Source organism: Mucilaginibacter sp. R-33, from assembly GCF_049949235.1.
GTDB lineage: Bacteria > Bacteroidota > Bacteroidia > Sphingobacteriales > Sphingobacteriaceae > Mucilaginibacter.
The window spans coordinates 462,327-474,869 of the sequence record NZ_CP188089.1 but is presented as its reverse complement, the minus strand read 5'-3'; the positions used below and the strand labels follow the sequence as shown (position 1 = coordinate 474,869).

The window sequence follows — 12,543 nt, the reverse complement described above, 5'->3', positions numbered from 1 at the left end:
AGTAGTCAACTGTCCTTTACTTACCCCGTTGATTGCAAATACTTTTTTATAGGACTAAAAGCAAAATGCGAAGCCTAAAGCTAATAAATATCGCAGCATCAACGCCTCACCGCCCAGGCCAAACCATCAGCCCCGCGAATATCAATATGCCCGGCAACCTCTAATTTATTGAGGTCGATCACTGCCACATAATTATCGCCGGTGCAACCTATGAATGCACGTGATCCGTCATCATCAACCAGGATGCCGGCCGCGCCATGCCCTGTATTTATACGTTTCAACTCCTGGCGCGATACTGCATCAAAAATAAACAGGTCGCCAGTGCGGAGGCTCGTAACCAGAATACGTTTACCATCCGGTGTGAACTTAAGCCGGTTGGCACCCGTTACCTTTGCATCAATTGTGGCAGTTACCTTTTTGGCCGTGATATCGATGATCGAAATATTGCCATCCTCAGCACCTGCAGTCCACAATTCGCGCCCGTTGGGTGATACATCAAAACCCTCGGAGCCTTTGGCTACCGGGATAACAGTTTGTACCCAGTCATGGCGTGCCGGAGGTGCAAAACCGCCCGGAGGTCCCATTGGCTTCAGCAAACTATCCTCCAAAATGCTTACCGTTGCTGAAGATACATTTGTGGTGAACACCTTTTTTCCATCATCGGTTACATAGATCATGTGAGTTCTGTCCTGGCCTGTTCCCATGGCCCAGTCAAATTTGCCGGTTGCAGGATCATAGCGGCCAACAGCTTTAGCGCCTTCGGCCGAGAACCAAACTTTTCCTCCTGCAAATGTGAGTCCATGCGGCCCCATCAATGGTTTGGTATCAATGGCGGGCAGCGCTTTTTGCGCCACAAGATCAATTACGCTCAGCTCGTGCAGGCTTCCTCCACCGTAGATGGAAACATAAGCCGTCTTTCCATCGGCTGAGGCAATAACTTCATGAGGATCGGATCCCACAGGAATACGCGCGATAACCTTTAAAGTCACCGGATTTATGATCGCCAAATTATGATCGCCTTTTGAAAGTGCAAGTAAAACCCGCGAGGGTGTGGCCTGCGCTGAACATTTGTTTGAAATAAAAACCATCGGAATCCATAATATGCTTACGACGAGTAATTTGACCATGTCAAATCTCATCGCTTTAAAATTGGGGGCGAATGCTGTTTTATTCATTCGGTTTACTAATTGAAGGGCGGTTTATAAGTCGTTTAAAAGTAACGAAGCCGATCATTAAGAGTGATCTCTCCTTAAAGCAAATATACTGATCCCAGCTTTGCTATCTCTGCCGGTGGCAAACAAATCGACGAAGACCAGATTGTTACCCATCGCGGTTTGTTTTAATAGATTAACTATAGTAAAACCCAAATTTTTGATAACATTATTATCAACCTGCATTGATTTTATGCATCACATAATTAACGATCACATCACAACGAGTAAGGTTAAATTCCAGAAGTTCTCCGGGCTGCCAATAACTATTTAACTCGGTGCGTAACATTTCTTTGGCCCGGTTCAATCTTATTTTAACATTAGACTCCCCTATTTCCAGCACTTCCATTGTTTCATTAGTGGTCATTCCCTGTATCTCCCTCATTACAAATACCAACCTGTATTTTTCGGGGAGCGTTAATACCGCCTTTTCTAAAATAGCTTTTAATTCTTTGTTCATAAGATTATCTAAAGGTGTTTCAGGTTGGTGATCAATGCGAATATGTTCGGTAAGTGTTTTTTCTAATTGAACTTTCCTCTTTTTGTGCAACAGGCTCTCGTTAATCAGGATCCGGATTAGCCAGGTGCTAAAACTCGATTGATGTTTGAAATTAGACAACTGGCGATAGGCGTTCAGGTAGGCCGTTTGCATAATGTCTTCAGCCTCCTTATCGTCGTTAATGATGGACATGCTGATCCTATACAATCTTTCGTTGAATTTGCGCATTAGTTTTTCGTACAAATGCTTTTCGCCATTAACTACTCGTTTTACAATCTCCTCGTCACTGAAAGTATCTGTCATATGATCGGCAGGTGGGTTCATAAAATCTGATTTATATAATAGAGCACTGTAAAGCTGAAGGGTTACAGATTACCTCTAATTAAACTTTGTAACCCTTTGTTCAAAGGCAATCTCTAATGGATATTAATTCAAAATAATCATGGAAGATCAAACTAAAAACACTCAAACTCTTTTAAAGTTTACTTATGGTTTAGTGCCTGTTGTAGCGGGAGCCGACAAATTCACCAACCTATTGACCGATTGGTCACATTATCTCAATCCAACAATTAAAACCATGCTGCCTTTCAGCGAACATGTATTTATGATGATTGTTGGTGTAATTGAAATTGTGGCCGGAATATTAGTTTTTTTAAATCCGCAAAAAGGAGCTTATCTTGTTAGTGCCTGGTTAGTATTAATTGCATTGAGTTTATTGGCAAGCGGAACCTATTTAGATGTGGCTGTGCGTGACATTGTAATGGCAATCGGTGCCTTCTCATTAGCAAAACTATCTACTACAGTCAAAAATTAACATCATAAGCACTTTACCGTGTTGTACAATTATTTATAACGGGCCATAAAGGACATTGCGATGCAAATCTGTCGGATAAGACTTATATCCGACAGACTTATTTATATATTCACATTATTCAGTAAGGAGAAACATATTTCACATATTGCCAATCCAGTACCTGCTTCATATATCTATATCTGTAGTCTTGTAAAATCAAGTTATGAATCAGCCACATATAGCCGGCATTGCTCCATTCTTCATTGTACGCAATGTCACAACGGCAATATCCTTTTATCGGGAGAAACTCGGTTTTGATACCGTTTTCCAGGAGCCGGATCACGATCCGTTTTTTGCTATTGTACAGCGGGATGGGGCAATGATCTTCCTGAAATCTGTAGGCGAGGCCCCGCATCCGAACCACAAGCAGGGCCCGGATGCCCGGTGGGACGCATATGTTAATGTACCTGACCCGGATACGCTGTCCGCAGAGTTTATATCGCGCGGTGTTAGTTTCACTGTACCGTTACAAAATACTCCTGATGGCTTGCGCGGCTTTGAATTGGCAGATGCTGATGGTTATATTTTATTTTTCGGTCATCCCCGTTGATAGAGATAGTTACTAAAGGGGTATACTTTTTGCAAAAGGTATAGCATGGATCAAAATTATTTACTAAACTCCGTAGGTGGGGTCGATGTTATCTTAATTCCCGGTTCAGGTAGTAGCGTCTGCGTTTTCGAACCGGAAACGCAAACCAGTCCGGGTTCGTCCCAACTGTTGCGGGCCACAATACTGGATAAAGAACTGGTTTTCCAGCCCACAGGCAATAATATTATTTCAGAGGATGAGCTATTAAAAGTTATCCGCTGGTACAGTTACCGCAAAACTTTCCTGAAATAACACGGGAGTTTTACAGATAAATCAACTTTTATACTTGCCCATAAGCCCAATTGGCGTATACAAACTTTCCCGAACCGGGGAAGAATTAACCCTGTCATGACGCTGCCTCGGCCAACCCTCACTATCTATCTTCATTGTATTGATATTGTTACAGATATGCTTTTACTAAAATGATCTCAACCCAATTGGAAGCAGTAAAAACGCAGCTATTTCTTCGGGTTAATTTAAGCATTTCAAATTTCTGCCTGATCTCCAATTATTCCTTAATCGGGTGGTTGAATAGATAATATATGAGGTATAAAAAAGCCCCTCCCTGAATAGGGAAAGGCTTAAGAGCGAAAGACGAGATTCGAACTCGCGACCCCGACCTTGGCAAGGTCGTGCTCTACCAACTGAGCTACTTTCGCGTTGGTGGCCGCAAATATATAACTTCCACCATGTGCTGGCAAAATATTTTTTGAAATTTCGCACATTAAATTTAATACACTTTTAATCAATTATTTACACGGATTAAAATTCAATATTTAATTAAACATTTTTGATTTCGATAAAAAAGCTCATTCAAAAAAGCAAACAAAGGGAGCAAGTGCTTTCAATTTAACACTGTTGATAACACAAATCCCCTACTCTCATGCCTAATTGTTAAATTTGAAAATGTTTTCTCATCTGGGGAGCGATAATAAAACAGCAAGCGTATGGTGTTGGAGCCTTTTCATGAACTCGTACTTAAATTTATTGAAAATACTAACCGGCCGATATTTTTAACAGGTAAGGCAGGTACCGGTAAAACCACTTTTCTCCGCTGGATTAGGGCAAACGTTACCAAAAATCTGGCAGTTGTAGCGCCTACCGCAGTGGCAGCTATTAATGCCGGCGGCGTAACCATTCATTCCTTTTTCCAGGTGCCTTTCGGGCCGCAGGTGCCTGTAACCGATCATAACAATCATAGCACCCTGCTCAGGCAGGTAAGCCTCGAAAAATCAAACATATTAAAATGCCTGGATCTGCTTATTATTGATGAGATCAGTATGGTACGCGCCGATACCCTTGATTATATTGATACCGTATTACGCCAGGTTAAAGGATCGGCGCGACCTTTTGGCGGTGTACAGTTATTGATGATCGGCGACTTGTTTCAGCTCCCCCCGGTTTATGAAAAAGACTGGCCGGTACTCAGAAACTTTTACAAAGGGCCTTATTTTTTTGATAGCCTTGCATTCCAAAAATTTCCGGTGTTAACATTTGAACTTACACAGGTTTACCGCCAAAAAGATCCGGTATTTGTGGAGATCCTGAACAGTATTCGCAATGGCTACGCCAACAACGAAATGCTGGACAAGCTTAACGCACATTATAACCCTAATCTGAATGCCAACTGGCTTAAAGATTATGTAACCCTATCTACCCATAACCAACTTGTTAACGAAATTAACCAGCAGCGTTTAATGGAGCTTGATGGTGAAGCCCACACTTTTAAAGCCACCGTAACCGGCGATTTCCCCAAAGATGCCTACCCCGCCGAAGAGGAGTTGGTGTTGAAAGTTGGGGCACAAGTGATGTTCATTAAAAATGACAGCTCGGGCAAAAAGCAATATTATAACGGCCGAACAGGGCGTATCACTGCTATGGGGCCAGGCAACATCCGTTTAACCTTTCTTGATGACGATTCTGAGTTTGAAGTGATCCCAGAAACCTGGCAAAACGTAAAATATGCATTGGCTGAAAATGAGCAGAAAGTAAACGAACAAAACAATGGGTCGTTCAGCCAGTATCCGCTGCGGCTGGCCTGGGCCATCACCATACATAAAAGCCAGGGGCTTACATTTGAAAAAGCGGTTATTGATGTCGACGCCGCCTTTGCTTTCGGGCAGGCTTATGTGGCACTAAGCCGCTGCCGCTCGTTGGAAGGCATGATCCTGAAATCGCCGGTACGCCCCGAAAATATCCGTACCGATCCGGAGATCATCAGCTTTATGCAAAATGCGGCTATCGCTATACCCGATGAAAATCTGCTGGAAAGTACTATCCGGCAAATAGCCCTGGAAGAAATGAAGGACATTTTTGATTTTTCGATGCTCACCGGTGCATGGAGGCAACTTAAAACCATCATGCTAAACGGTGCGATTAAAAACAGTCCCTTATCCGAAAACATCAGCAAAACCGATCATAGCTGGGAAACTGAAATTAAAGCCATCGGCGACCGTTTTATCAGGAAGGAACTGGGTGCTTTACCTGATGATCAGCTCATCTGGAGCAATGTACCATTTATAGGCAGGCTAAAAAATGCAGCCAACTATTTTCTACCTAAATTGAATGTTTTTTCAGAAGCTATTAACAGTTTTTACACCGCTGTAAATAACACCAACCCTCCTGCCGAGTTTTATGATAGCCTAAATCATTTATTGGTAAACCTAAAAGCAAAAACGGCAGCCTTTGTACGCCTGCCCATTGCCACATCGGGCAGGGATGTTTTATCATCAGTACAGGAGGCCGGGATAAGTTACAAACCGGTATATAAAAACTGGAACCCAAAAGCGCTGCCAAAGGAGAAGGAAATTGTTAACCCTGAACTTTACAAGCAGTTGCTCAACTGGCGTAAAGAAACCAGTTTTGAACGTAAGATCCCTGAACATACGCTGGTGTCCGAAAACATGCTGCGGGATATCACTTCAAAACTACCACGGTCATTAAACCAGCTTTCGCAGTTAAAAAGTTTTGGTGATGCAAAAGCAACAGACCTGGGTGAGCCTATTTTAAAAATGATCAGGAGTTATTTAGGCGAAAACGACCTGTTTTCCTAAACAGAACACCTAAAATCTTGGAATTTCCGGGCCATTGTAGGGGTTTTCAAGGGCGTGTTTGATCCTCATTAACTGGTATTGGTGACGCCAATTATCAGGATAGTTTTTCATGTTTTTCAATAATTGCTTAACAAAATCGGCAACATGGAGCTGAGTTGTAGCGCGGTCAAGCCTTAATTCCTGGGGTAACGTAACATTACTAAAGTATTCACTCAATTCTTCGTAGCTCATGGTGCAAAAGTAAAAGATTTTAAAAGATTTTTTAAAAAACCCAGGCCGTCACTTTACTTTCATAGTTTTTAAACGTGTAGATCATCTATTTTAAACGTTTGTAATAAACACGCTAAAAACAAACTGCTTCATATTATCCTCATTTAGGATTTGTATCTTTGTTTAACATTATTTAACTATCATTCGCTTGGAGTTTCGGGTTTGCTTTCTTTTATTTATAAGCGTAATGCTGGCATTGTTATCCCCAACTAAAATCCGCAGAGTTTTATTTATCTGCCTGTTTATCTTTATTTTACCATCGGCCCTGTTTGCACAAAATCTTTTTTTGCAAAAGGTTGAGATGTGCAATATCACCAATTATTGCATGGACTGCGGCGATCCCAAGGCCAGTTGCGACCAGCTTGCCATTGATTTTGTTTCTGCGAGGATCAATAACCGTTATCTGCTAAAAGAAGCTACGGGTTCCATAACGTTCCAGGTTTTGGTGGATGAGCGGGGTTTTAGCTGCGTGCTTAGCCATAATGATGCGAGCAAAAGCGCCCTCACCAACGAGTTGATCACCTACCTGAACGGTTGTATCTGGAAGCCGGCCAAGGTAGATGGCAAACCAGTAGCCTCATCTGTAAATGTGATCTTTCGCTTTATAAGCGGCGGCGTTTATGGCCAGGTACAGAGGCTGGATCTTGCCGAAATGAAACCACCCGGCGACCCAACCATTTACAATAAAACTTTCACCTACACCAATCCATCATTAAAAAACTACGACTTTACGGTATGGACAAAATATAACTCGCCCCTGGTTGATAACATCGCCAAATCAGCTGCTATGGATCAATCGGATCTGTTATGGTATGCTACCGAAAAAGGAATGACCCGCTTTGAGGGAACAACGTTTATCCCGGTTAATGAATATAATTCGCCATTCCCGTCAGATGCAAACATAAAGGAAGTGACCATCGACAGGGATAATAATAAATGGGTTTATTACGATAATAAAATATTTATGTACGGCAGCGGTGGCTGGCAGCTGTTTGATTTTAAGCAATTTTTGGCAGGTGGGGTTAACCAGGTGCTGAACAGCCGCAATGGCGAATTACTTTTCACCACCCAAAACGGTCTTGTTGTAAAAAGGAAAGATAAAGTAGTAGTAATAAACAAAAAATCGATGCCTGAAATGCCCTCAAGCAATGTACTTTTTTCTTATGTAGATAGTCAAAAACGGCTTTGGATAGGTACGTCAAAAGGCACCATCATGATTGATAAAAGCGTTATCACCTCATTTAACAGCCTTAACAACACTCCGCTGAAAAATGCCAGTATTTCGGGCGCGGTGGAGGATGAAAAAGGAAATGTTTACTTCTCACTGGTTGATTGTAATAAACAAACCGGTGAAAATGATAGTGATAAAGAAGGTATAGCCGTACTAAAGTTTAATGGTAACTGGCTGCATTATAATGATAAAAACTCGGGCATGCCTGCTAACCATGTTAATACTATGTTGTATGATAAGTTTGAGCATGTTTTGTGGCTGGGTACAGACGAATCGGGCATTGCCAGGTTTGACTTGAATAGTGGTTGGGAAAATTACCACAATAACAATTCGCCGCTCCCTGGTTTTACTATTTACCAGATAGTGCAAGATTCAAAAGGTATTATTTATGCCACCACTGCTAATGGTTTGTTAAGGATCAGGAAAAAGACGGGAGCTTAAGATTAAGCAACTATATAATATCAAAATGGTCTGAAGCTTATAAATAAGTCGTCTACGTTTGTTTGCTGATTGCCATCAGATTCCCTTTTAGCGAATGTTAATATGGCAAACAATCAAACACAATCTAACCCAATCAGAGGATATAGCTCAATAACCTCTATTGGGTCTTAAATTTACCTGGCAAGTTCATCTGTATTTAATAATTTGGTATATTCCTTTTCTTGTCCCGCTCCCCATAATTGTCATCTTTTCCCCTTCCCTCAAACATCATTTACAATTAGTTTTGTTGTGTAGCCGGTGTTTTTAAAACTATCTTTAAATAAAACTACCATCATGATGCTCCAAAATAAAAACGCGATAATTTACGGTGCAGGCGGTTCATTAGGCGGTGCAGTTGCAAAGGCATTGGCGGGCGCCGGCGCGCACGTATTTTTAACCGGGCCTAACCCCGGATCAATTAAAAAGATATTCGATGAAATTATTGCTGCAGGGGGATTGGCTGAAATAGCAATTGTAGATGCATTTGACGAAAAAGCAATTGATCGGCATTTACAGCAAGTGGTAAGCAGCGCAGGGACGATTGATATCTCATTTAACGCCGTTGGAGTTGACGTTGTGCAGAATGTACCACTTACGAAATATCGGCCGAAGATTTTGTAAAGCCGATTACGCTTACGATGCAAACCCGCTTCATGACGGCCATTGCAGCTGGCAAGATGATGATGAAACAAAAATCGGGAGTAATTTTATCGCTTACAGCTACGCCGGGAGGCATAGGCTATCCTCACACAGGTGGCTTTGGCCCGGCTTGTAGCGGCGTTGAAAGCTTTTCGCGCACACTGGCATCTGAGCTGGGTACTTACGGTATCCGCGTGGTTAATATCCGATCGGGAGGCTCACCCGATTCGCGCGTGTTTAAAAACGCCATTGACACCATGCCCGATGTTATGGATCCTATCCTTAAAAAAATGGAAGCTGATACCATGCTCAAAAAATTACCCTTAATGGCCGATATTGCCAACACCGCGGTTTTCCTGGCATCAGATCTGGCTGGCCAGGTTACAGGCGTTACCATTGATGTAACCGGAGGCACAACTGCAGCATTAAATTACAGGGTAAACAGGCTCGATTAAACGGGCTTAGGAAAGGGGCACCTTTTACTGATCCGAAAAAAATAAAACAAGCATAAAAATAAGGTCGGAGTATGGCAATTAACTACTTTCCGCCCATAAATCCTATCGATTTTGCCGGGACATGTTTCGTTACTACACCTTCAATGTAAAGTTGGCCATCTTTAATTTTATAATCGAGGGCACGTTCATCAACTTTATAGTCATCATCGTTAAAAAGGTCCTTCAATTTGCTCAGCAATTCTTTGCGATCAAATACGGGGCTGATACTTAACTGATCGTCAACCGGGGCAAGTATAATGCCATCTGCCTTGTATGAAAATATTTTAGATTCCATTTGATAAAGATAGGGTTATATGCCGAACATCAGCAAAGCAACTTCTTACGGTTTCCGCCGGTAAACCTTGTGCTTTGTAAAGCCTTTGCCGCTTTGGTAAATCCCTTTTACAGGTTGCGTTTGTTTAAGTTTATCAGCCGATGTATCGTTAAAGCCATGTTTTGCTATTCCGCTATAGGCGGCAGGAATCCATTCCAACTTTAGTTTACAGGAGTTATCCATAGCTATATTCAAATAAATATAAATTTACAAAACAAGAAGCGTTCATATCACGGACAAACCATACAATAGTTTATGCCAGAGCATCGGCAGCAAATTGGCGACAAATTTTCACCTCCTTTATCGCATGTGATCCTTCAGGGATTTTATACTCCAGCTCAATGGTGGCCGGGAATTTATAGTGATTATTTTTAAGCAGTTGCAATACTTCCTTTATTGGAGTATCGCCCTGCCCCCAGGGCTGGTTGGGACCGTCATGAAACTTACGATCTTTGATGTGCATGCTGGTTATACGGTCATGATATTTTTCAATAAAGGGAACCGGGCTACTGCTGGTACCTGCCACATAATGGCCAACATCCAAATTAATTCCGTTATACTTTGATTGGGCCAGAGCGGTGTCCCAAAGGGTCGGCGTTGCCTGGGTGTGGGCATGGTAGCCAACCATCATTTTATGTTTGGCGGCTATATCACCAAGGCGTTTGGTTTGAACCTCATCAGGCAACTCAACAGTTACGTGATTTACACCCAAAGCTTTCCCTGCATTAAAGGCATAATCAATTTCGGCATCGCTGTTTTTAGTACCGAGGGCATTAGGTTTCCAGGCATAAATATTGACACCGGCATCATGGTACATCTTCCTGATCTCCTTAAATTTATCCATTGGTGCAGAGGTACGCCATTCGGCTATCTTTTTCCCAAATGCAGCCCAGTCTTCGCCAGCTTCATGTTTAGGGGCACCGGCATACATTTCGGCGGCATCGCCCATCAGTTCAATGGCGTTAATATTACAATCGATACAGTATCTCAGTAAATCTTCAATTGTGCCCGGCATGCTCCTGAATGAGTAGGTGATAACGCCTATTTGTACGCCGTTGATAAGCGAGTTGGGTTTATCAACCCTGCCTGAAACCACGCCGGCGAATGATGATTTTGAAAATGCTAAAAGCCCCGCTGCGGCAAGTGCGCTGCTGCCAATAAACCTGCGCCTTGATAAGTTATGCTGCTTCATAAATTTTATAGGAAATACATTGGTTTACACCAAAGTTATCAATTAATTGATGCCTGCAAATTGTGTATTGAAAGTGTTACTAACAAAGTTAATTTGTAGCGTTTTGCCTGGTATAAACGTAAAGTATTATAAACCTTATGCTATGAAAAAGCTGTTTTTATTTGGCGTGCTCGCCGTTTTATCAGGCTGTAAAAAAGACAATACCCCTAATAATGATCAGTTGATTGGCAGGTGGGAGTACCGCGGCACCAGTTGTTACTGCGAACCTCCTAAAGATCCCAATTCGATAAAGGCAGGCAACGGCAACATTATTGTTTTTACCGCCAGTACCTACAAACGATTTAAAAAAGACACCCTGATAAACAGCGGCACTTACCGTACCCGTAAATATGACAATGCACATGAGCAGATCATGTATGACAATGATACCTCGAGCAACAGCATCACATTTTTCAGGATAGAAGGCAAAATACTCACTTTCTACGGAACAGTTCCCCTTGCAGCAGACGGGCCGGAATCTCACTATGAGCGGTTATAATATTATGGTACAGGCCAGTGGAAGCACAGCCGGTACACATCCGGATCAAGCAGATAAATGGCTTTCCAACCATAGCCTATAATTTGAGGTTGTTTAAGAGGCATGCCTTTACTTAGTAACCCTGCACGAAAACGAACAATAAATGTATCATAACGATGCAAATCGCCGCATTAAAAAATAAAGTAATCAATTGAATACCAACACTATAAATACATGGCACTTAATTTGAGTTCATAACAAAGATTACTGTATATATCATGAGACACGGCAAACAACTGGAAAGGCGTACTTTCAACCAGGACCGTTTTGAAATACTTATTAAACGGCAAAAAAACGGTATAGCCACCTTTAACGAGCTCACCGAACTGGATGAGATCGTAAACCGTGACCCTGAGATCCGTGAAATTGTTTTGGAAGAGATGCAGGATGCCGATACCCCAAAGCCTTCGGACGATGATCAAATTCAAATGCTTGAAAAACCGGTCAGGAAAAGTTTCATCGAAAAGATAAAGGCTTTCATTAATCGCCTGTTCGCAGCCGAAAGTGGTCTTAATCCTGCCATTGCTGCATAAGCAATGCAAACCTGCAAACAATTTTAATTGGCACACCATTCAAAACAAAACGGAACAATCTTTATAGATATGTTTGCAACACTGTTATAAAGCAAACTGTTTATGAAAATATTTCAGCAAATGCTTCAGCTTAGGGAGCGCAAAAGAGGTTTTCATCTCATCACGGCGGAAGTAATTAATGCCCTGCCTCAAATACATGAGTTAAAAACCGGTATTTGCCAGGTATTTATTCAGCATACTTCGGCATCATTAACCGTTAATGAAAATGCCGACCCAACCGTAAGGCAGGATTTTGAAATGTATTTCAGTAAAACCGTACCCGAAAACGACCCGGATTATTTACACGATGATGAAGGGCCTGATGATATGCCTGCCCACCTGAAAGCTGCAATGCTGGGCAGTTCGGTAACTATTCCTATCCGCAACGGAAGACTGGCTTTAGGCATGTGGCAGGGAATTTATTTGTGCGAGCATCGTAACCACGGCGGCAACCGCATGCTGGTAATATCGGCATGGGGCGAATAAATAATGAATAAGTGTCAATTATTATTGTAAAAAGCACAATTAATTTACACATTTGACTAACAA

16 protein-coding genes and 1 tRNA gene are annotated in these 12,543 nt (G+C 42.0%); 10 read left to right on the top strand and 7 right to left on the bottom strand.

The genetic code is table 11. The annotated features are described in order from the left end of the window. Nucleotides 1-98: 98 nt before the first annotated feature. Nucleotides 99-1,175, bottom strand: coding sequence for a YncE family protein (locus tag ACP26M_RS02285; RefSeq protein WP_426585778.1), 1,077 nt, complete (start codon nt 1,173-1,175; stop codon nt 99-101). 211 nt (nt 1,176-1,386) lie between these two features. Continuing rightward, a complete protein-coding gene (locus tag ACP26M_RS02280) occupies nt 1,387-2,034 on the bottom strand; it encodes an RNA polymerase sigma factor (RefSeq protein ID WP_426585776.1) in 648 nt (215 codons plus the stop codon). Nucleotides 2,035-2,152: 118 nt separating this feature from the next. Between ACP26M_RS02280 and ACP26M_RS02275 the strand changes: the two genes are divergently transcribed. The 3 genes from ACP26M_RS02275 (at nt 2,153) to ACP26M_RS02265 (ending at nt 3,404) form a co-directional block, all read left to right on the top strand. Continuing rightward, nucleotides 2,153-2,524: a hypothetical protein gene (locus ACP26M_RS02275; RefSeq protein ID WP_426585774.1), complete on the top strand. Its 372-nt coding sequence runs from the start codon at nt 2,153-2,155 to the stop codon at nt 2,522-2,524. 202 nt (nt 2,525-2,726) lie between these two features. Continuing rightward, nucleotides 2,727-3,113 (top strand): VOC family protein, encoded by a 387-nt coding sequence (locus tag ACP26M_RS02270; protein WP_426585772.1) that lies wholly within the window; start codon nt 2,727-2,729, stop codon nt 3,111-3,113. 45 nt (nt 3,114-3,158) lie between these two features. Then, nucleotides 3,159-3,404: a hypothetical protein gene (locus ACP26M_RS02265; RefSeq protein WP_426585770.1), complete on the top strand. Its 246-nt coding sequence runs from the start codon at nt 3,159-3,161 to the stop codon at nt 3,402-3,404. Between the two features lie 334 nt (nt 3,405-3,738). Here the strand turns inward: ACP26M_RS02265 and ACP26M_RS02260 are convergent. Then, nucleotides 3,739-3,811, bottom strand: a tRNA-Gly gene (locus ACP26M_RS02260). 288 nt (nt 3,812-4,099) lie between these two features. On the opposite strand from ACP26M_RS02260, the gene ACP26M_RS02255 reads away from it, so the two are divergent. Further along, the gene (locus tag ACP26M_RS02255) at nt 4,100-6,205 is read left to right on the top strand and encodes an AAA family ATPase (RefSeq protein ID WP_426585768.1); all 2,106 of its coding nucleotides are present in this window, start codon (nt 4,100-4,102) and stop codon (nt 6,203-6,205) included. Nucleotides 6,206-6,214: 9 nt separating this feature from the next. Here the strand turns inward: ACP26M_RS02255 and ACP26M_RS02250 are convergent, their stop codons facing one another. Beyond that, nucleotides 6,215-6,436 (bottom strand): DUF6965 family protein, encoded by a 222-nt coding sequence (locus ACP26M_RS02250; protein WP_112575124.1) that lies wholly within the window; start codon nt 6,434-6,436, stop codon nt 6,215-6,217. A gap of 226 nt (nt 6,437-6,662) precedes the next feature. Here ACP26M_RS02250 and ACP26M_RS02245 point away from each other — a divergent pair, with 226 nt between their 5' ends. The 3 genes from ACP26M_RS02245 to ACP26M_RS02235 all read left to right on the top strand — a co-directional run bounded on the left by ACP26M_RS02245 (nt 6,663) and on the right by ACP26M_RS02235 (nt 9,280). Beyond that, nucleotides 6,663-8,147, top strand: a complete 1,485-nt coding sequence (locus tag ACP26M_RS02245; RefSeq protein ID WP_426585766.1) for a ligand-binding sensor domain-containing protein — start codon at nt 6,663-6,665, stop codon at nt 8,145-8,147. Between the two features lie 333 nt (nt 8,148-8,480). Then, on the top strand, nt 8,481-8,807 hold the full coding sequence (locus tag ACP26M_RS02240) for an SDR family NAD(P)-dependent oxidoreductase (RefSeq protein ID WP_426585764.1): 327 nt from the start codon (nt 8,481-8,483) through the stop codon (nt 8,805-8,807). 17 nt (nt 8,808-8,824) lie between these two features. After that, nucleotides 8,825-9,280 carry an SDR family oxidoreductase gene (locus ACP26M_RS02235; protein ID WP_426585762.1) on the top strand — a complete coding sequence of 152 codons (456 nt, stop codon included), beginning with the start codon at nt 8,825-8,827 and terminating at the stop codon, nt 9,278-9,280. An 82-nt stretch (nt 9,281-9,362) separates the two neighbouring features. On the opposite strand, the gene ACP26M_RS02230 is transcribed toward ACP26M_RS02235, so the two are convergent. The 3 genes from ACP26M_RS02230 to ACP26M_RS02220 all read right to left on the bottom strand — a co-directional run bounded on the left by ACP26M_RS02230 (nt 9,363) and on the right by ACP26M_RS02220 (nt 10,845). Continuing rightward, on the bottom strand, nt 9,363-9,614 hold the full coding sequence (locus ACP26M_RS02230) for a hypothetical protein (RefSeq protein WP_426585760.1): 252 nt from the start codon (nt 9,612-9,614) through the stop codon (nt 9,363-9,365). Nucleotides 9,615-9,659: 45 nt separating this feature from the next. After that, nucleotides 9,660-9,836: a hypothetical protein gene (locus tag ACP26M_RS02225; RefSeq protein ID WP_426585758.1), complete on the bottom strand. Its 177-nt coding sequence runs from the start codon at nt 9,834-9,836 to the stop codon at nt 9,660-9,662. Nucleotides 9,837-9,906: 70 nt separating this feature from the next. Next, the gene (locus ACP26M_RS02220; protein WP_426585756.1) at nt 9,907-10,845 is read right to left on the bottom strand and encodes a sugar phosphate isomerase/epimerase family protein; all 939 of its coding nucleotides are present in this window, start codon (nt 10,843-10,845) and stop codon (nt 9,907-9,909) included. Nucleotides 10,846-10,987: 142 nt separating this feature from the next. Between ACP26M_RS02220 and ACP26M_RS02215 the strand changes: the two genes are divergently transcribed. The 3 genes from ACP26M_RS02215 (at nt 10,988) to ACP26M_RS02205 (ending at nt 12,480) form a co-directional block, all read left to right on the top strand. Beyond that, nucleotides 10,988-11,383: a hypothetical protein gene (locus ACP26M_RS02215; RefSeq protein ID WP_139160046.1), complete on the top strand. Its 396-nt coding sequence runs from the start codon at nt 10,988-10,990 to the stop codon at nt 11,381-11,383. 257 nt (nt 11,384-11,640) lie between these two features. Then, complete coding sequence (locus ACP26M_RS02210) at nt 11,641-11,955, top strand: hypothetical protein (protein ID WP_426585754.1); 315 nt, start codon at nt 11,641-11,643, stop codon at nt 11,953-11,955. Between the two features lie 102 nt (nt 11,956-12,057). Beyond that, the gene (locus tag ACP26M_RS02205) at nt 12,058-12,480 is read left to right on the top strand and encodes a secondary thiamine-phosphate synthase enzyme YjbQ (protein WP_426585752.1); all 423 of its coding nucleotides are present in this window, start codon (nt 12,058-12,060) and stop codon (nt 12,478-12,480) included. The last annotated feature ends 63 nt before the right edge of the window (nt 12,481-12,543 follow it).

Bases quoted from the DNA above. Each gene is read 5' to 3' on its own strand.
- ACP26M_RS02250 (WP_112575124.1), bottom strand. From the start codon at position 6,436: ATGAGCTACGAAGAATTGAGTGAATACTTTAGTAATGTTACGTTACCC.
- ACP26M_RS02255 (WP_426585768.1), top strand. From the start codon at position 4,100: ATGGTGTTGGAGCCTTTTCATGAACTCGTACTTAAATTTATTGAAAAT.
- ACP26M_RS02220 (WP_426585756.1), bottom strand. From the start codon at position 10,845: ATGAAGCAGCATAACTTATCAAGGCGCAGGTTTATTGGCAGCAGCGCA.
- ACP26M_RS02235 (WP_426585762.1), top strand. From the start codon at position 8,825: ATGCAAACCCGCTTCATGACGGCCATTGCAGCTGGCAAGATGATGATG.
- ACP26M_RS02275 (WP_426585774.1), top strand. From the start codon at position 2,153: ATGGAAGATCAAACTAAAAACACTCAAACTCTTTTAAAGTTTACTTAT.
- ACP26M_RS02210 (WP_426585754.1), top strand. From the start codon at position 11,641: ATGAGACACGGCAAACAACTGGAAAGGCGTACTTTCAACCAGGACCGT.
- ACP26M_RS02240 (WP_426585764.1), top strand. From the start codon at position 8,481: ATGATGCTCCAAAATAAAAACGCGATAATTTACGGTGCAGGCGGTTCA.
- ACP26M_RS02225 (WP_426585758.1), bottom strand. From the start codon at position 9,836: ATGGATAACTCCTGTAAACTAAAGTTGGAATGGATTCCTGCCGCCTAT.
- ACP26M_RS02245 (WP_426585766.1), top strand. From the start codon at position 6,663: ATGCTGGCATTGTTATCCCCAACTAAAATCCGCAGAGTTTTATTTATC.
- ACP26M_RS02285 (WP_426585778.1), bottom strand. From the start codon at position 1,175: ATGAATAAAACAGCATTCGCCCCCAATTTTAAAGCGATGAGATTTGAC.
- ACP26M_RS02230 (WP_426585760.1), bottom strand. From the start codon at position 9,614: ATGGAATCTAAAATATTTTCATACAAGGCAGATGGCATTATACTTGCC.
- ACP26M_RS02265 (WP_426585770.1), top strand. From the start codon at position 3,159: ATGGATCAAAATTATTTACTAAACTCCGTAGGTGGGGTCGATGTTATC.
- ACP26M_RS02270 (WP_426585772.1), top strand. From the start codon at position 2,727: ATGAATCAGCCACATATAGCCGGCATTGCTCCATTCTTCATTGTACGC.
- ACP26M_RS02215 (WP_139160046.1), top strand. From the start codon at position 10,988: ATGAAAAAGCTGTTTTTATTTGGCGTGCTCGCCGTTTTATCAGGCTGT.
- ACP26M_RS02280 (WP_426585776.1), bottom strand. From the start codon at position 2,034: ATGAACCCACCTGCCGATCATATGACAGATACTTTCAGTGACGAGGAG.
- ACP26M_RS02205 (WP_426585752.1), top strand. From the start codon at position 12,058: ATGAAAATATTTCAGCAAATGCTTCAGCTTAGGGAGCGCAAAAGAGGT.